Genomic DNA, 19,671 nt, shown 5'->3' with positions numbered 1-19,671 from the left:
ATTTATTTTTTTAGAACTTTATCTATAAAGAAAATACTCTTTCCTCTGTAGCATAAAAATGACAAGCAAAAAATGAGTAAAAATTGTAACTTTTGTCACCTTTTAGTTAAAATGCCACTTCTTTTCGAAAAAGGGTAGGAGATACAGAGCTAAAGTGTAGCTTGCAAATATATGATTAAGATAAAACGATGAAAATAGGCAATATAAAATTTGGAGATAACCCCGTATTTCTTGCTCCGATGGAGGATGTGACCGATATGGGTTTTCGGCTTACCTGCAAAGGATTTGGAGCAGATATGGTTTATACCGAGTTTGTATCAAGTGATGCTCTTATACGTCATGTAAATAAAACAAAAGAAAAGCTTGCGATAACAGATGCCGAGCGTCCCGTAGCAATACAGATATACGGGCGTGAAGTAGAGCCAATGGTTGAGGCTGCCAAAATATGTGAAGAAGTCAGTCCCGACATTCTCGATATAAACTTTGGTTGCCCTGTAAAAAAAGTTGCAGGAAAAGGAGCAGGTTCGGGTATGATGAAGACGCCCGATCTGATGATAGAGATAACCAAGGCTGTAGTAAAAGCAGTGAATATACCCGTGACTGTAAAAACACGACTGGGTTGGGATAACGATTCTCGTATTATAGTAGAGCTGGCTGAACAGCTTCAGGATACCGGAATACAAGCTCTCACCATACATGGACGTACACGTGCACAGATGTATTCGGGTGAAGCAGACTGGTCTCTGATAGGTGCAGTAAAGAACAATCCCCGCATGCATATTCCAATAATAGGAAATGGAGATATAACCACTCCTGAGATTGCAAAAAAACGATTCGAAGAAACGGGAGTAGACGCCGTAATGATAGGACGAGGAAGTATTGGTAGCCCATGGATATTTGAAGAAACAAAGCACTATCTCGCAACAGGAGAATTACTGCCTAAAAAAGAATTCAGTTGGTATTTGGATGTCCTCAAAAATATGATAAACAAAAATATTGAATACTCAGGTGAGCGTGGCGGCATTATACACAGCCGTAGACATTTGGCCGCAAGTTCTCTATTTAAGGGCATTCCTGATTTTAAGAAAACACGAGTAACAATGTTACGTACCGAATCTGTCGAAGAGCTTTTTTCTATTATGGACAATATACCTTTATTTGATATAAATTAAATATGTCAGAAGAAACAGAGAATACCTTTTCTTATACATTTATTGCAATTATTACGGCATTAGTCTCTAATACAATATCTATCTTTTCTTTTGGTATAATATATTCTACAAAAAAGGAAGATATTTTAAATTGGACTAATCTAGCACCATACATATTTACAGCTATCTGTATTCTGGCACTTTCTTTCTCTGTAGTCTCTTTAGTTTTTACATCCAGAGCAAAGGAAAATGGAGGGAGATGGTATATAATAGCAGGACTTTTATCTTTTGTCGCACTTATTAATACTTGTACAGCTATAATCGTGACAATGGATGTCTTTCTATAATTGTTTATCTCGAGGCATTTTTTAGCAAAAGTATTTTTGTACTTTTGTATTTGTAAAACAATATGCAGATCATGGAACAAAAACTATCTATTTACAATACCCTTACCCGTACCAAAGAGTTATTCGAGCCGATTCATGCACCCAACGTGGGAATGTATGTATGTGGTCCGACTGTATACAGCGATGCTCATTTGGGACACGCCCGCCACGGTATTACCTTCGACCTTCTTTTTCGTTATCTCAAACATATCGGTTATAAAGTAAGATATGTACGTAATATAACAGATGTAGGTCATTTGGAAAACGATGCGGACGAAGGGGATGATAAGATAGCTAAAAAAGCCCGACTCGAGCAGCTTGAGCCAATGGAGATTGTGCAATATTACAGCAACAGATACCATAAGGTAATGGACGAGCTTAATACGCTGCCTCCCAGCATAGAACCTCATGCTTCGGGACATATTATAGAGCAGATAGAGACCATACAGGAAATACTGAAAAACGGTTATGCTTACGAAAGTAACGGATCTGTATATTTCGATGTTGTAAAATACAATAAAGACTTCAATTATGGTATATTGTCGCATCGCAATATAGAAGAAATGCTAAATACTACACGCGAGCTTGACGGACAACACGAAAAGCGAAGCAAAGTAGATTTTGCCTTGTGGAAAAAAGCATCACCTGAGCATATTATGCGATGGCCTTCACCTTGGAGCGACGGTTTTCCGGGCTGGCACCTCGAATGCTCCACAATGAGTATGAAATATTTAGGTACTGAGTTCGATATTCATGGAGGAGGATTGGATCTGATATTCCCTCATCACGAATGTGAGATTGCCCAAAATACGGCTGTAGAAAAGCATCAGGTAGTAAAATACTGGATGCACAACAATATGATTACGATGAAAGGGCAAAAAATGGCGAGATCGTTAGGGAATTTCATAACCCTGGAACAACTCTTCTCTGGAGAGAACGAATTGTTAGAGAAAGCCTATTCTCCTATGACTGTCCGCTTCTTTATATTGCAGGCACACTATAGAAGTACTATCGATTTTAGTAACGAAGCTTTGCAGGCAGCAGAAAAAAGTCTGGAACGGCTCTTTGAGGCATACAACAGAATAGACAAGATTCAGATTGCAGAAACATCTTCTGCCGAAGTCAGAGGCTTAAGACAAGCATGCTACGATGCTCTAAATGATGATATGAATTCAGCAATAGTAATAGCTCATTTATGTGAAGCTGCTACTACAATTAATTCTGCTATTGCCGGCAATATAAGTCTTACAGAAGAAGATACAAAAGAGCTAAAAAATATATTCGACACGTTCTTATTCGAAATATTGGGTATAAAAAACAACTCTTCTAATGCTAATAATGAAAATAGCGAGGCATATAGCAAAGCTGTTAATCTATTGTTAGATATACGTCAAAAAGCAAAAGAAAATAAAGATTGGGCAACATCCGACCAAATAAGAAATGAACTTACAAAAGCAGGCTTCGATATAAAAGATGGCAAGGATGGTGCCGAATGGAAGCTGAAGTAACTAAGATTTCTAACTTTTAAGAAAGATCATGTCCGTAAAGAAAACACTTATATACATTACATTATCTATATTTTTCCTCTCTTGTGGTAATACTACTACTCCGACTCGCCCTGCAAAGCAAATGCCTGATATAGTTCTCCATAAAGGATTATCTATGGAAGAGAAAATTGCACCGGGGAATAGCTTGGATGCGATTGCTCTAGCCGGACGCATAGGTGCCGATTTTATAGAAATGGACACATATGTAACTAAAGATGGACATATTATCCTGATGCACAGTATAGCCATTAACGAAACATGTAGGAATGCATCAGACTATTCTATAATAGAAGGAGGCAATGTATATTGTGACGAACATAATCTGCAAGAACTGAGAGAAAAATATGTCCTGACAGCTGAGAATCCAACCATGCGGCGTCCGATCCCGACATTGGAAGAAGCTTTGTCGATATGCAGAGAAGAAAGGATATATCCTTACATCGAGATAAAGGAAGCATATTTCAAAAAAGAAGATGTAAAGAAGCTATATAATACTGCTGTAAGAATGCTAGGACATGGCAATTTTTCCATTTCCAGTTTCGATACATGGGTGCTAGAATATATAAGAAGTTTTGATAAACAAATACCTCTATATAGGGATCTGGTTCAGGATTCAGAGTTTTTATTGAAGAACAAATTCAATTATTATCCTCGATACACAGAAATAGACAAAGAAAATATAGAAAAAATGCATAAATCGGGGCTGTTGACATCAACATGGACAGTACCCAAAGAGGAGTTTGATAACATATTTGCACTGGGATTTGATGGTATAATATCCGATGATATTGCCCCCAATTTTAAACGGGAATATGCAATATATAACGACAATACGGATGGAAACTTTAATAGCTACATTACAGACGGGAATATATCCGACGACATTGCATATCTGAAAAAAGATCAAACACTGACCCTTAAAGAGTATGTTCCTGATAGTCTATACTTAGGAGCGTTATACTTTACGGTAGAAGCTAAAGGAAAATTTGCTATCGACGCTAACGGATTCCACGTTGAAAGAGATAACAAATATGACGACTATAAGAGATATAAATTTCAATACCTCTTCCACAATGAGAAACCATTCTTTAAGATAACTGCCCTGAATGATAGTGTGCAGATTAAATCTGTTTGGCTGGCAATAAACAAATTCTGATAGAGTATTATTACATCAGACTACACAAATATCAAATATCTATTTTCTATCTATTTTATTTTTACAACAACATTTTACTAAAAATAAAATTATAACTTTGTTACTTTAGGTATATTTTTATATGAAAGAGCGTATAGTTGTAAAAATAGGAAGTCAGATACTTACCCGCAAAGACGGGACTCTCGATGTCACTAGAATGTCTGCTCTGGTTGATCAGATAGGCGAGTTGCATAAGAATAACATAGAGGTAATCCTTGTATCGTCAGGAGCAGTGGCATCAGGCAGATCGGAAATAAAGCCAAAGACAAAGTTAGATACTATCTCTGCCCGTCAGCTCTATGCCTCAATAGGACAAGTAAAGCTTATAAACAGATACTCGGATCTTTTTCGCCAGCAAAATATTGTATGTGGACAAATACTGGCAACTAAAGAAGATTTTGCAACCCGTCGTCATTATCTCAATCAGCGAAACTGCATGTCGGTAATGCTCGAAAATAAAGTAATACCAATAGTAAACGAAAATGACGCTATTTCTGTAAACGAGCTCATGTTTACAGACAATGATGAACTTTCGGGATTGGTGGCTACAATGATGGATGCCAAGAAATTGATTATCTTAAGTAATATAAATGGCATATATACAGGTGATCCGTCAAAACCGGAGTCTGAGATATTAAGGATAATAGAGCCTAAGGATAATATAGAGAGCTGTATACAATCATCCAAATCCTCTACTGGACGTGGAGGTATGATAACTAAATATAATATTGCCCGAAAGGTGGCAGAAGAAGGAATAGAAGTAATTATAGCCAATGGCAGACAGGATAATATACTTACAGATCTGATAAAAAGCAAAGAGGCGTTATCTACCCGTTTCGTTCCTGCCGCCAAAGGAACAACGAGTGTAAAAAAATGGATTGCACATTCGGAAGGCTTTACTAAAGGAGAGTTACACATCAATGAGGGAGCTAAAGAAGTTTTACTAGGCAATAAGGCTGTTAGCCTCTTACCTATTGGTGTGACAAAAATTATCGGCAACTTTGAAAATGATGATATAGTTCGCATTATAGACGAATCCGGCAAACAAATAGGTATAGGGAGAACAGCATACAGCAGCGAAAAAGCAAAAGAAATAATAGGAAAAAATAATAGGAAAGCGATTATTCATTACGATTATTTATATATTGAAAAATAAAAATGGACGACTATCACCAGAGCACGTTCCAACTGATATCTGAGGTTTCGAAAAGCCTGAACCTGTTGGAAGAAAAAGAAATAAATGCAATACTGGAAGCTATTGCCAAAGAAACCGAGTCTAAAATGTACTATATTCTTGCAGAGAATCAGAAAGATCTGCAAAGGATGGACATAAACAACCCCAAATACGATCGTCTATTGCTTAACGAAGCACGGATAGTAGACATCGTAAAAGATATAAGGAATGTAGTTCATTTGTCTTCTCCGACAGGTAAATATTTGATGCAAAAAACTTTACCTAATGGCCTGCATTTATCTAAAATAAGTGTTCCATTCGGTGTGATCGGTATTATATACGAGGCTCGTCCTAACGTTAGCTTCGATGTATTTTCTCTTTGCTTCAAATCGGGTAATGCCTGCATCCTGAAAGGTGGCTCTGATGCCCGTTTTTCGAACGAAGCGATTGTTGGTATCATAAGGGATGTATTAGATCAGAATGGAATAAATCCAAATGTATGTACCCTTTTGCCCAATGAACGATCGGCAACTGATGAGTTACTAAATGCACGAGAGTATGTAGACCTTATTATTCCACGAGGGGGCAGAGAACTAATAGACTATGTACGAGAAAATGCACGTATACCTGTTATAGAAACCGGAGCCGGGGTATGTCATACTTATTTCCATACAGAGGGAGACCTAAGAAAAGGAAAAGATATAATAACTAATGCTAAAACCCGTAAGGTTAGTGTCTGCAATTCTTTAGATTGCCTCGTTATTGATAAAGAAAGACTTGAAGACCTTCACTACTTATGCGAAGATTTGGAAAAGAAAAACGTAACCATATATGCCGATAAGCAAGCATACGAAGCTCTATTCCCTCATTACTCTTATGATTTATTAAAAAAAGCAGATGAGGACAGTTTCGGCACAGAGTTTCTCGATTACAAGATGGCTATAAAGACAGTATATAATATCGAAGAAGCAATATCACATATTTCTAAATATAGTTCGAAACATAGTGAAGCCATCATCAGTGAAGATAAAGAGGCAATCTCTTTTTTCGAAAAAATAATAGATGCAGCCTGTGTTTATGCAAATGCTTCTACCGCTTTTACAGATGGGGCTCAGTTTGGGCTGGGAGCAGAAATTGGTATCAGTACACAAAAAATGCATGCTCGTGGGCCAATGGCATTAGAAGAACTATGCACTTATAAATGGATAATAGAGGGTAACGGACAAACCAGAACATGAGCAAGAAAAGAAGAAAGAACAACACAAACAGTATAAAGATAGAAGATTACATAAAAGCCGTAAAAAAGGCTGACAGAGACGAAGAGTTATCTCAATCTCCCGGATGGAAGCGTATAACGAAAATACACAAAAGTAAAAAGCTGTATGACCGAAAAAGAGATACTAAGAATTACCCGACGGAATGATGGAACGCAATATAAAACTCGATTATTTTAAGATTCTTCTTAGCCTATTGGTTGTTAGTAGCCATATGCAGCCATTATTTCCATCACATAAGATGGCTGGGTGGCTGGTATCTAATGGTATTGCGAGAATAGCTGTACCCATATTCTTCATCATAAACGGTTATTTTATATGCTCGAGATTAGATAAGCCTAAAAAGCTATTAAGCTATGTAAAACATTTATTGATAATATATGTAACCTGGTCGATAATATATTCCCCTTATTGGTTTTCATTAGGCGATTTAAAATCAACAATACGTAATTTGATATTCGGATATTTCCACCTTTGGTATCTTCCGGCTCTATTTGTTGGTATCCTATTTCTCTTTGCTCTAAAAAAGATTGTAAAAAAAGACAACCTTATCCTTCTTATAGCTCTATTGTCATTTATTGTAGGATATTTTTTCAGTAAAGAACATCACGAATACCTATACTTATACAGGAGCGGTATCACCTTAGCTTTTCCCTTCATCGCACTGGGATATTATATCAAAGCAAAAGATATAGAAAATTCAATATCTGACAAAATACTTCTTTCATGCATTATTATAGGGGCTATAAGTCTTGTTATGGAAGCTTATTATCAATATGTATTTTATAGAGATATTTATATATATCAGGATTTTCTTTTATCACCTTTTCTTATTTGTCCGGCTCTGTTTGCTTATGTTATAAAACATCCGATGATGTCTTCCGGAAAATCCTTTATCGGAAGTTTATCTTCCGGAATATATTTTATTCATCCTTTGGTAATATATACATTACAGATTCCTTATGAATATACAATCTATAAATATGTATTGGTAGTAATTATTGCAGCATTATTGTCTTATATAGTTTATCTACTCGACAAACGAGTAAAGATATTTTTTTAGAATACAATTGAATATGAGAACAATATTTAAGCTTCGATTACGCTTTTTCATAGTTGGACAACATCTATAAATTATCTCTGAGTGCAATCGTTTCGATACTATTGTCTATCTTTATAATCATAATTAATTAACCGCATAAGATTTTTTTGATGAGAACATATACTAATGTAAAAGACCTTGGCAACCTGAATGCCGCAATAAAAGAAGCTCTTGAAATAAAGAAGAATCGTTTTGCCTATAAACATCTTGGCGAAAACAAAACCTTATTGATGGTATTCTTCAACTCCAGCCTTCGTACACGACTGAGTACACAAAAGGCAGGAATGAATCTGGGCATGAATACTATGGTACTGGACATCAATCAGGGAGCATGGAAACTGGAAACTGAGAGAGGGGTTATCATGGATGGTGACAAATCGGAACATATACTGGAGGCTATTCCTGTAATGGGAAGCTATTGCGACATAATCGGAGTGCGTGCATTTGCTCAATTTGAGAATAAAGAAGATGACTATCAAGAAAAGATATTAAACCAATTTATCCAATATTCAGGCAGACCAGTATTTAGTATGGAGGCTGCAACAGGTCATCCTTTGCAAGCATTTGCCGACCTGATAACAATAGAGGAATATAAGAAAAAAGACAGACCCAAAGTAGTACTTACATGGGCTCCACATCCAAAGGCTTTACCTCAGGCTGTTCCAAACTCTTTTGCAGACTTTATGAATGAAGCTGATGTGGATTTTGTAATTACACATCCTGAAGGCTACGAACTTGCACCTCAATTTGTACGAGGAGCAAAAGTCGAATACAAACAGGATAAAGCTTTGGAAGGTGCAGACTTCGTATATGCAAAAAACTGGGCGGCTTTTGCAGACCCTAATTATGGACAGATTATCAGTAAAGATATGTCATGGACAGTTACAACAGAAAAAATGGCTCTGACAAACAACGCTCTTTTTATGCATTGCCTACCTGTAAGACGCAATATGATAGTAAGCGACGATGTTATAGAAAGTCCTCAATCTATAGTTATACAAGAGGCTGCCAATAGAGAAATATCTGCTCAGACAGTTATAAAAAGAATGCTGGAAAGCTTATAACAGTGCAAATAAAAAATTTGACATATATAAAACGGGCGGAAATTACCTTTCCGCCCGTTTTATATATTTATTTCAAAACTATTCTGTTCTCTCGATTAAGGTTTCAATTCTTTGATCCTTATATTTTTGAACTTAACTGGAGATCCGTGACCTAAAAATCCGATATGACCAGTCTTATTGAAAAGCCCAGGATGTTCTTTTCCGTCAGGAGTACCCGCTTTTGTAGCCTCTCTGATATTTCCATCCAGAATAACTACTCCGTTCAATGTGATCTTAATATTGTCACCATTAGCAATCACTTCCTGATAATTCCACTCTCCAACCGGTTTTAAGTGACCTCTTTCGGAAGGAATAATGCCATAAACAGATCCGTGATATTGATAAGGTTTCAAATTCTTATAAATAGGTGCTTCGTTATCTAAAATCTGAAGTTCCATACCTACATATGCTGCATCGCCTTCCATAGGAGTACGGATACCCAAGCCATTATTAGCACCCGGAGTCAACTGGAACTCGAAACGGAATATGAAATTACCATACTCGTCTTTTGTATATAAGTTTCCGCCATGAGCCTTACTTGGATGCATAGAGATACAGCCATCTTCCAAAATATAGTCTACTGTATTTCCTGTCCATTGGTGCATATTTGTACCATCGAATAATACCTTATAACCATCTTTTTTTTCTTGTGCAGACAATTCGAAAGGTTCAGGACGTTCCAGTTCTTTTACATAAATATTACGGTAATAGACTTTACTGCCATGAGCCTGCAATTCTATCTGTTCTGTAGGAAATATAGGTTGAGTACGATCCCAGTAATTTTCAAGAATTACATTATCTACAACCAGAACTCCATTAAGTTTCACTGTTACGCGATCACCAATCATCTTAATATAGAATGTATTCCATTCCCCCAATTTATTATCTGCAACTACAAGCGGTTTGCTCTCATTCTTCTGATTATTATATAATCCTCCGGAACCTACCTGAGCACCTACTTTCACACGGGCTGTATCCCATATTTGAACTTGTGGTGTACCTCTCAGATATACTCCGGCATCTGCTTCAGGTCCTGCTATATCAAGATTCCAATCAACCAACATTTCGAAATCTCCATATTGTTTTACAGTACATAAGTTATCATGCCCTTTACCATCAAAGGCCAAAATTCCATTTTGAACCAGCCAATGAGTTTTAGCCAGCTGATCGGCAGCAGCCTGTTTTGCAGCTAAGTCTGCAGGTTTCATTTTAGATCTAGCAATTGGATTCTCTACCAGTCCTTTCCATCCGGAAAGATCTTTACCATTGAATATAGATGCATATCCTTCTTCTTTAGGCAACTCATTCAGATGTTTTTGTATAGCTTGTTTCTGATAGTCTGCATCCGGATTATCCAATACCTGAGAAACCTTTTTCAAAAGATCTTCTACAATATTCCCTGTAAAGTCCTTATTAGCCAGTGCAATTGTCATCACAGCATTAGCCGCAGCCTGTTGTACCGGTTTCGAGGCGAGATATTGTCCTGCAAGAGCCATTCCTAAGAAGCTACCTGTATTACCAAGCTCCTTTAATATTTGATTTTTCTGAGTATCAGTCTTTGCTATCTCCATTGCATTAGTAAGTAGCATACGACGGTTTTCTCCTGTAAGAAGAGAAGATGAGGCAAGTTGTATATATCTATCTAATGCTTTGCTAGAATAGTCGGAGGCAGAAGCGTCTTTAGCTATAGCGTACAATTTTTCAGCTGCCTCTATGCCTTTCCAGTCCACAAGAGCTTGGAAAGCTGCATTTTTAGCTTCTCCTGTTTCGCTTGTAAATTTATCAGAGATAATAGCTAATGCCGCAGGGTCTCCTGTTCCGGCCAATACCGGATAATACAGATACTCTTTACCATTATTTACTTTCTCCATCTGATTCACTACGATTTCGGCCTGCTTATTCTGCGGATATATATTTAGTGCGCTAGTCAAAGCTTTTTGTATTGGTGCAATATTCGCAGGTTCTGCACTCTCCAGCATAGAATATAGTTCTTTTATATTCTGCGGTGACACAACATCTCTTAAGGCTGTATAAGCAGCAGCTTTCACGGATGGCGATCCTGTATTTATTTGCTCTATTACTACAGCCGTTTGGCTATTAGCCTTACGCAAGGCTAATAATTCTAAGGCTGCGATTTTTCCTGCATCAGTAGCCTTAGGTATTACTGCTGCAACCTCCGATGTTATTCCCATACCAAAAGATGCTAAAGATTCTTTTGCCTGAGTCACTATCTTAGAATCGTTACTTGCAAGTTGATCAATCAGAGCCAAACCTGCCTGTGCATCACCTGTAGAAGATAATACCCGCATAGCAGCCAATCTTACTTCTAATGGCTCTTTTTGTTTTTCATCCAACAGATTACCTATAACTTGTATAAAAGAAACAGCTGCATCACCTTTTGCAACCAAACGTATTTCTTCTATCATCTTCTTCTTTTCCGTATCTCTTATATCAATAAGGATACTGTTGAGAATATCTTCTTTCACTTCGGGTTTTCCTTTCTGTACGAGCTTCGCCAACTCAATATACATACCTAAGTTTGCATATTGTGAAGCAAAGGCCAAAGCTGCGTTACGATAATTTTTGTCTGAGTCTTTCAATGCATTCATTAAGAGCTTCGACGCTTCAGCAGGCTTTGCTGCCATCAAGACTTCCAGTGCAGCTTCACGGCTTTGTGTTTGTCCAGCCTTAGAGGCTTTCTTCATAAGATCGGCTGCTGCTTTTTCCACTTCTTTTACATCACCTTGTTTCAGAACACGCTTTAGTAAAGCTATATAAGCCTCGTTCGCTCCTGTTTTTTCCATTCCGAAATTTGCTTTTTCTGCTAACAAAGCGAGTTCTGGTAAAGATGATTTTGAGCCAACACGACTTAATGCATAAAGGAGTGTTTTTTGCATTTTCTCATCCCCTGTTCCTAATAGCGATTTCAGAGGAGCTTCTCCTTCTGCGAGCTGCATATGGGCAATAGCTAAAATAATATCTTCCTTTGTTTTATTATTTCCTGCTTTTCCCAATGCTCCTAATAAAGCTTTACCACCTTCAGGTGTATTTATAGAAGCTAAAGCACGAGCAGCAGGGCCACTAAGAACTTCATCGTTAAGATATGACGCTAATTTGGCAACAGATTCTTCTTTTCCTATTATTTCTAATTGCCGTATTATGAAGGCCTTTATTTCTCGATCCGTTACCAGATCAAGAGCCTTTACATATGCGTTAGCAACTGTCAGACGTGGCATATCGACAGTGAGACCCGATACATAATGAGACAATCCACTAAGGGCATATTCTACCGAAGCATTTGACCCTTTGCCCGGAGGGTTCATCATTTTCACCAATTGCACGACACCTTCTTCTCCTGTGCCGCTAAGGTCTTTCATCAAGTTGTTATATTTTGCACCTTGCTGTACAGGCATTTGAGCAAGTACATCTGCTACAATCGTTTGCGTAGTACGATTTGCCGGCGCTTGTGCAAATAGCATTGCCGAACATAGGATAATACTTGCTAATAAATATATTTTTTTCATTATTCGTGTTCGTTTTTATATTAAATATTCCAAGGTGAACGCATCGGCTGATCCAACAAACGATTAGCTGCCTCGTCATTAATAAATTCGAGCTTTATTGGATCAAAATGCAATGTTCTATTCAGTCGTAAGGCTACAATACCCATATTTACGATTGTAGACGAACGGAATCCATTTTGTTCGTTAAGAGCAAATGGCCTACGGGTTTTTACACTTTCTATAAAATCGGTCATTTGAGGTTCCGGCTCAGGATAATCGGCTAGCTTCTTTTCCCAATCGGGGATATCGCATACAAAGTTTTTGTATACATTACCTTTTGGACCTGATATATATGGAGTATTAGAGTCTCCATAATCTTCACCCCAAAGCACAATCTGACAACCATCATCGTAAGTAAAGGTTATAGAACGCCAAGTTCCGATAGCATCGGGATGCTGTTGTGGAGCATCCACTTCTACTTTTACGGGGCTTATATTATCTTTACCTAATATATATTGAACAGGGTCTATATAGTGCTGCCCCATATCGCCTAATCCACCACCATCATAATCCCAATAGCCACGAAAGGTGGAATGTACACGGTGAGAATTATATGGCTTATAAGGAGCTGGCCCTAACCACATATCATAATCTAATTCTGCCGGAACAGGCTCAGGTGCCAGATATTCTTTTCCTACCCAGAAGAACTTCCAGTTGAAACCAGTATGCTGACTGATAGTTACTTTCAAAGGCCAACCTAACATACCGCTTTGCACAAGCTTCTTAAGAGGTTTTACAGGAGTACCTAATCCATAGAAATTATCTTTGAAACGAAACCAGGTATTAAGACGAAACATATTGCCATATTGCTTCACAGCTTCCATTACACGTTTACCTTCTCCGATAGTCCGTGTCATTGGCTTTTCGCACCAAATATCTTTTCCTGCTTTGGCTGCTTCAACCGACATAATACCATGCCAATGAGGAGGGGTCGCTATATGTACAATATCCACATTTTTATCCAGAATAAGATCTCGGAAATCATGATAACCTGCGATTTTATCCTTCACAAGATTCATCCCCAATTCTAAGTGCTTCTTGTCCACATCGCAAACTGCGACGAGACGCGTGCCTCCATAGTTTAAGTGTCCACGTCCCATACCTCCTGTTCCAATAATTCCTTTGGTCAGTTGGTCGCTGGGAGCCAAATATCCATTACCTAGTACATGACGAGGTACAATAGTAAGAGCTGTTAAGCATCCTAAAGTTTTCAGGAAATCCCTTCGGTTTGTTTTTGTCATAATTAGATTCTATATTCTGAGGGAAGTTATCTGGAGACAACTATTCCTCAAATGTTAATTTCATTGGTACTTCTACTTTAGGTCTCGAAATTAATAAAAAAAGATGGAAGATCAGAGCTTTATGCCATATAAATACACCGCACTAAATGTTAAATATTCACCGTAGAAGCCATACCTATTTCGACTATATCATAATTAACATTTATAACAAAAAAGAGCCGTAGAATCTCTCTACGGCTCTTAAGATATTTACAATATTTTATTGTATCTTATCTACAATATTAGCAGGCAAATAGAATGTATTATTTTTATCAATATAGACTGTAACCGACCCAATATTGAAAGGTTCATCATTAAGATACCCTACAGATTTGAATGCAGGTATAACTAATGTGGATTTTCCTTTCTTCACTGTAAGGGTAGGATTCTTCGGATTATTATCTATTGTATATTGATATCCTTTAAATACATCTGAATGTTTTACAAACACTTTTTGAGTATGTTCCAGAAGTGTATGCTGTAAACCTAGCAGATCGCATAAATATTGATTAACCTCGATATTTGTATTTAACCCTACAGGAATATCTCCTTGAGGATGATAAGCAGCAAGGAAAACATCTTCTCCTGTATGATTTCCACTAATGAAAGCGAAATGAGTATGAGAAGTCATAATTTTAGCGATACTCGAGACCATATTGGCAGTGTTTCCCACTTGAGTATAGTCTGCTACTTTATAATTTTTTGAAGACATTAGCAGATCTATTTCATCTTCTGACAAGTCGATATCAGTATATTCTTTGAATACTGATTTAATATCTTCCGGTTTAGTAGTCAACAAAATATCCTCCAAACCCTTCGAAGTTCTTTTATATTTAGAAACACTGGCAAAAGAATCATCTAATCCTCTTTCCGAATAGGCTTTAAGAGTTTTATCGCCGAAGTTGAATCCACTATTGCCATGATCGGGAAGAATAACAACTGCCGTTTCTCCATTCTTTTTAGCATAGTCAATAGCTTCTCCTACAGCCTTGTCAAAAGCAATGAACTCAGTAATAATACCGACAGGGTCGGTAGCATGAGCAGCCATATCCACCCGACTTCCTTCTACCATAAGGAAGAATCCTCGATCTTCTTTATCGAGCCTCTCCAATGCTTTTTTCGTCATCTCAGCCAAAGAAGGTTCTGCTGCGTCATTACGATCTATATCATAAGCGATATTACGTGAGCTAAACAAAGACCAAACCTTTTCGTTTCCCGAAAAATTACGGAAAGCATCCAGATCCTCTTGAAAATATTTAGTATTCGTTTGTTTAAAATATTGTTTCATATCGTCTGTTACCGCAGAATAACCTCCTCCAAACACCACATCCAGATTATTATAAGCCATTTGAGGTCCTAAATATTCATATGCCCCCCTGTTATAGTAATGTGAAGCACATGCAGCGGGGGTAGCATGACAAAAATCGGTGGTAACAACCACTCCTGTTGCTTTGTTCTTTTCAAATTTTGCAGCCTCCAGGACTGTAACTAAAGGTTGATAAGCCATTGTCGGATCTATCGGATCTATATCTTGCTTAACATCTACTAGAGGATAAATAGCCACATTTCCTTTTTGAGCCGGCACTCCGGTAGTGTATGCAGACATAGCCGGAGCAGAATCAGGTATAGGAGAGTTAGATGAATATGTTTTCACCAATCCACACAAATAAGGATCCAAATTCAAATTATGAGCTCCGTTATTATAACGTTGATACCAACGGGCAATAGACAATACACTCGTAGATGTACCGTCAGGAATCATCAGAATAACATTTTTCACAGGCCTCACAGGTCTCTTATACCGTTGCTGTGCAGAGCTTCCTCCACAAATGACAAGAAACAACAGGATAAAATACAAATACTGTTTTTTCATTATTATATTTAATTTAAAAAGACATAAAACTTAAATGCCATATTTATTAAGAATATCGATCACTATCGGCTCTATTATATTAAGCATCCGATCGAATCCTATATCATTAGGATGGATACCATCTGTAGTTCCCTCATGATCAGAACCTAAAAGATCTCCTTCGATATAATAAAGATCATCGACTCCCGCTGACTTCAATTTCTCAAATTCTATTTTAAAGTTTCTGTTTTGAGCAGCAACCCTTTCTTTTACTTTCATATCGAAGTTACCACTTTCGCGAACCACGCTCTGAATCATAACAATGGGAGCTTTAGGATGATGTTTCCGTATAGTATTTACTAAATATCCGGTACGTTGAGTAATTTCTTCTGGACTTGGATTAGGAGCACAATCGAGAATATAAGCTTCTGCTTCAATATCTGCAATCATATTAGTTACAGAAGCTTCCATTCTCCCGTTTCCACTTAATCCCAGATTAATAAAGTTCACACCTGTTTTTCTAGCCATACGAGCAGGGTATGCCATGCCCGGCCTACAAGCAGATGCTCCTTGCAAAATGCTGGAACCATATATCACAACCTTTTTCCTAAAAGGACTCTCTAATGATTCTATAATACTTCCTTTAGCAACCCCTATTTCTAAATTTTTCACTTCATCGTATAATGGCAGATACAACAAACATTCTTTTTCTCCATCTTGCATATTTTCTACAATCTTGGCTGTAGTAAAATTCTCTGTAGGGCGTCCCACCCCTGCAAAGATCCATTTACCATCACGCTTTATGTAGAGATCAAGCCCTTTATTAGCTATAGCTGTCATATTACTACCCGTTTTGGAACTGACAGTAGACCATCGGGCTGTAATTATATTACTATTGGTTTTGAAAGTAATTGCTAATCCCGCAGAGTTAGTAAATAGCTTTTTCACATTCAACGGCATATCATTGTATTTGGCTGTATCCACCCTATGATAATAGTGAGGTATAGAGTTCGCTTTTCCTATAAGGTTTAGATTTGTAGCATCAGTATATACAATATCCTGAGCAAATAAGGAAAAGCATGTAGAAAATAATAGTACACAGATAAACAGTTGTCTTTTTAACAAAATTGTTTTCATTAATTCTAAGATTTAGGTATAGATATGTCAGCTTATATTTCAGAGCTCTTTTTCATCATCAAAGATAAGAATATGTGAGGCAGTCTGAAATAAAATTCTTAGAAAAGAAACCTTAATTATTTTCAAAACTACCTCACAATTCAAAGACTGCATTTAATCAATTAGGAACCACCGCCCCAATAACTGTTTTTCCAATACGGGATTTACCTGTCTGATCTTTTGTTATAACATCTGCACCAATAGCAGGCGAATAGTTTGTACCCAAAGCCTCTAATGCACCGGAGGTCATACCCTGAGTCGTTGCCGGATTGGCAGATCCTCCTAACAAAGCACAAGTTTCTGTTTTTCCTCCATTATTACTCAAGGCTCCCAGCATTGTAGTATGATCAAAAGTAAGCCCACTAACGTCATTTCCATCTACATTATAAATTTTATTAGCATTTATACTATTATAAAACTTAGCTGTACCAAATAAATCATTACCTGTTCCTCCGGCAGTATTACCTGAAAGAATAGTATTATAAGAATTTACTGTAGCAAAAGCATTGGCAACTTCAATACCTCCACCATTATTATAAACCTTGTTTGCCGATACTGTAGAATTGATTATATCCAATTTAGCAGCACTACCCGATGCCCCGTAGATACTGATGCCGGCTCCATGTCCGCCTTCATTTCCATAGAAGGTGGAGTTTACTATTACTGTCACCGAATTCTCACGTCCATAAAATCCTCCTCCTCTACGAGTCTGATTAGCAGCATTGGCATCATTATTATTATAAGCAACAGTAGTATTATAAATATATGTATAGGTAGGTGTACTACTATTGAAAGCATAAATACCTGCTCCTACACCTGTACAAGAATTACTTACTACAGAACAATTATTGAAAAAGACTGTAGAACCATCAATAAATACACCTCCACAATTAGACGAATTAGTAGTCGCTACGTTATTCTTTATTACAGTGTTTTCGAACTTGACAGTTCCGCCTCCGGCAATATAAACTCCTCCGGCATGTAGTCCTGAAATATTATCAGAGACTTCGCAATCTACAACTTCGACTAATGATTTGCCGGAAACGAGTCCTCCACCATAGAAGCGATAAAACGGAACCCCATTTATACTTATGCTACCGGTACCGCTTGCCGCTGCTTTTCCGTTCTTTATTAAAAGACCTTTAAGCAATACTTTCTTTCCTGTGGCTATAGGAGCAGACACTGCAACCGTATGAAATGCCTGTCCACTATTGTGCAACCCACTCAATATTGTTTTATTCACAGATGGATCTGACACAGCTCCTTCTGCTGCATCAGCAGGATATCCTCCAATAAGTGTAACATTACTATGTATTTCGAAAGTTATATCACCCGCATTACTGGTACTTCCGCCCGACAAGATACGAGTAGGCTTATAAGTTCCTGCTGCAATATGCAAGAAGTCGCCATCGACCATTTCATCCATTGCCTTTTCGAGAGTAACAGGTGTACTCCAGGAAAGTCCATCGTTGGCTGCATCACCATCCGCTTTCACGTAATAGTGTACAACTAAGTCACTAGCTTCACTAGGTGCCTGTATTACTTTTATGGTCTTTAATTCCTCATCTGTAACCCATACAACAATATCAGCAGAACGCTCCTGAATTGTACGATTGCGGGTTACTGTAAATTCAAATTTACCGTCACCCAGCCCATTTTCACTTTTAAAGGAAATCCAATCGGCATTCGATTTTGCTCTCCAAGGTAGATTCGATATTACATTTACACTATAATCACCTCCATCTTTAGTTGCATTAACCATTGTTTTATCGAAAGAAAACTCCGGAATTTTCGGGGTAAAACTACCAAGCCCTTCATCATCGGAACATGATGCAAAACAAGCTAATAGTATTCCGAGAAATATAAAATTTATATATTTTGATACTTTAGTCATAAGAACTCATTTTTAGCATTACTTTTTTGAAATAATCAATAATCCGTTTGCCACAGAACGTTCTTGCCCACCATTATCAGTAGGCCAATTTCTTATCTGAAAACGGTTATCTTCAAATCCGGATGTACTACGTACAAAGAAAGTTGTAGATCCTCCGCCATCAAGATTAATGGAATTATATGCACCCATAGCTTGCATACATTCGCCCAGTTCCTCAAAGCCCATTCCATTGGAATACCAGAAATTACGCCCATCTACGGCTAGTATATATATTTTTGTACCGTCTTTAGAGATACCAATACAAGTCCGTGGTTCGATAGTAGTATCAGCATGTTTTACTACGTTGCCCTGACTGACAAGAGTAACACTCCCTCCTACTGCTTCTACTATATCCCCTGTAGCTGCTATATCGGTATATTCTGCACTTGTAGCCACCAAGGCTTTTTTATCTTTCATTATAGCAAAAAAGCTACGTGTTCCACTATCGAACTTAGTTCTTATAGCTGTACCCTTTTTATAGAAAACGCCACGCGGCTCACCTGTAGACATATTATAAAAATCGGCATTAACACCTGCCCAAACTTTATGCCCCTCTTTATCTACAAAAGTAGCTTGTTTGGTCATCTGCTGCATCGCATAAATAGGCTTATCTTTAGGAGAAGATGCTTCAATAAGAATATCTGGATTTTTAAGATCAACTTCGAATATAAATATTTTCATAGCTAATCCTTTTTGTGATAGATAGTGTATTTCGGTAGCTTTCACTCCATCTGTCACGGTATAAGTAGAATCTGTATATATCTGAGCAAAAAGATTTGTACCTTCTACCAGCTTTATTCCAATCTCGGTTTTGGGTTCAGCCTTGTAGTCGAAACTGTATTCATTATCGCTACAGCCGAAATTGCTATATATAAATGCTAAACTTAGCAGTAATAATTTCATATATTTAAAATTTTTCATAATTGTCAATAAAT

General features: G+C 37.5%; 15 protein-coding genes. 9 read left to right on the top strand and 6 right to left on the bottom strand.

Going from position 1 to position 19,671, the window contains the following annotated elements; translation table 11 throughout:
• Positions 1–188 precede the first annotated feature (188 nt).
• The 9 genes from dusB to BGC7_RS07615 all read left to right on the top strand — a co-directional run bounded on the left by dusB (position 189) and on the right by BGC7_RS07615 (position 8,893).
• On the top strand, positions 189–1,172 hold the full coding sequence (gene dusB, locus BGC7_RS07655; RefSeq protein ID WP_050700963.1) for a tRNA dihydrouridine synthase DusB: 984 nt from the start codon (positions 189–191) through the stop codon (positions 1,170–1,172).
• 2 nt (positions 1,173–1,174) lie between these two features.
• Positions 1,175–1,498, top strand: a complete 324-nt coding sequence (locus BGC7_RS17855; RefSeq protein WP_157258680.1) for a hypothetical protein — start codon at positions 1,175–1,177, stop codon at positions 1,496–1,498.
• Positions 1,499–1,569: 71 nt separating this feature from the next.
• On the top strand, positions 1,570–3,045 hold the full coding sequence (cysS, locus tag BGC7_RS07645; protein ID WP_050700961.1) for a cysteine--tRNA ligase: 1,476 nt from the start codon (positions 1,570–1,572) through the stop codon (positions 3,043–3,045).
• 28 nt (positions 3,046–3,073) lie between these two features.
• A complete protein-coding gene (locus BGC7_RS07640) occupies positions 3,074–4,240 on the top strand; it encodes a glycerophosphodiester phosphodiesterase (RefSeq protein ID WP_050700960.1) in 1,167 nt (388 codons plus the stop codon).
• A 121-nt stretch (positions 4,241–4,361) separates the two neighbouring features.
• On the top strand, positions 4,362–5,435 hold the full coding sequence (gene proB, locus BGC7_RS07635) for a glutamate 5-kinase (RefSeq protein ID WP_050700959.1): 1,074 nt from the start codon (positions 4,362–4,364) through the stop codon (positions 5,433–5,435).
• 2 nt (positions 5,436–5,437) lie between these two features.
• On the top strand, positions 5,438–6,691 hold the full coding sequence (locus BGC7_RS07630) for a glutamate-5-semialdehyde dehydrogenase (RefSeq protein WP_050700958.1): 1,254 nt from the start codon (positions 5,438–5,440) through the stop codon (positions 6,689–6,691).
• Positions 6,688–6,876, top strand: a complete 189-nt coding sequence (locus BGC7_RS07625) for a hypothetical protein (protein ID WP_050700957.1) — start codon at positions 6,688–6,690, stop codon at positions 6,874–6,876. The genes BGC7_RS07630 and BGC7_RS07625 overlap by 4 nt, the downstream gene beginning before the upstream one ends.
• Positions 6,873–7,790 carry an acyltransferase gene (locus BGC7_RS07620; RefSeq protein WP_082206537.1) on the top strand — a complete coding sequence of 306 codons (918 nt, stop codon included), beginning with the start codon at positions 6,873–6,875 and terminating at the stop codon, positions 7,788–7,790. The genes BGC7_RS07625 and BGC7_RS07620 overlap by 4 nt, the downstream gene beginning before the upstream one ends.
• A gap of 149 nt (positions 7,791–7,939) precedes the next feature.
• Entirely contained in the window at positions 7,940–8,893 is a 954-nt protein-coding gene (locus BGC7_RS07615; protein WP_050700955.1) for an N-acetylornithine carbamoyltransferase, read from the top strand.
• Positions 8,894–8,988: 95 nt separating this feature from the next.
• Here the strand turns inward: BGC7_RS07615 and BGC7_RS07610 are convergent, their stop codons facing one another.
• From BGC7_RS07610 to BGC7_RS07585, 6 genes are all read right to left on the bottom strand, one after another.
• Positions 8,989–12,456, bottom strand: a complete 3,468-nt coding sequence (locus BGC7_RS07610; RefSeq protein WP_050700954.1) for a DUF1080 domain-containing protein — start codon at positions 12,454–12,456, stop codon at positions 8,989–8,991.
• Between the two features lie 20 nt (positions 12,457–12,476).
• A complete protein-coding gene (locus BGC7_RS07605; RefSeq protein WP_050700953.1) occupies positions 12,477–13,736 on the bottom strand; it encodes a Gfo/Idh/MocA family oxidoreductase in 1,260 nt (419 codons plus the stop codon).
• A gap of 259 nt (positions 13,737–13,995) precedes the next feature.
• Positions 13,996–15,648: an alkaline phosphatase gene (locus BGC7_RS07600; RefSeq protein ID WP_087880055.1), complete on the bottom strand. Its 1,653-nt coding sequence runs from the start codon at positions 15,646–15,648 to the stop codon at positions 13,996–13,998.
• Between the two features lie 30 nt (positions 15,649–15,678).
• Positions 15,679–16,764, bottom strand: coding sequence for an SGNH/GDSL hydrolase family protein (locus BGC7_RS07595; RefSeq protein ID WP_050700951.1), 1,086 nt, complete (start codon positions 16,762–16,764; stop codon positions 15,679–15,681).
• A gap of 157 nt (positions 16,765–16,921) precedes the next feature.
• On the bottom strand, positions 16,922–18,697 hold the full coding sequence (locus BGC7_RS07590; protein WP_050700950.1) for a right-handed parallel beta-helix repeat-containing protein: 1,776 nt from the start codon (positions 18,695–18,697) through the stop codon (positions 16,922–16,924).
• A gap of 18 nt (positions 18,698–18,715) precedes the next feature.
• Positions 18,716–19,639 carry a phosphodiester glycosidase family protein gene (locus BGC7_RS07585; protein WP_199318986.1) on the bottom strand — a complete coding sequence of 308 codons (924 nt, stop codon included), beginning with the start codon at positions 19,637–19,639 and terminating at the stop codon, positions 18,716–18,718.
• Between the last annotated feature and the right edge of the window lie 32 nt (positions 19,640–19,671).

The sequence above is a fragment of the Dysgonomonas sp. BGC7 genome, from assembly GCF_001261735.1.
Taxonomy (GTDB): Bacteria; Bacteroidota; Bacteroidia; order Bacteroidales; family Dysgonomonadaceae; genus Dysgonomonas.
Note: the sequence above shows the minus strand (reverse complement) of the source record. Positions and strands in the feature narration are given on the sequence as shown.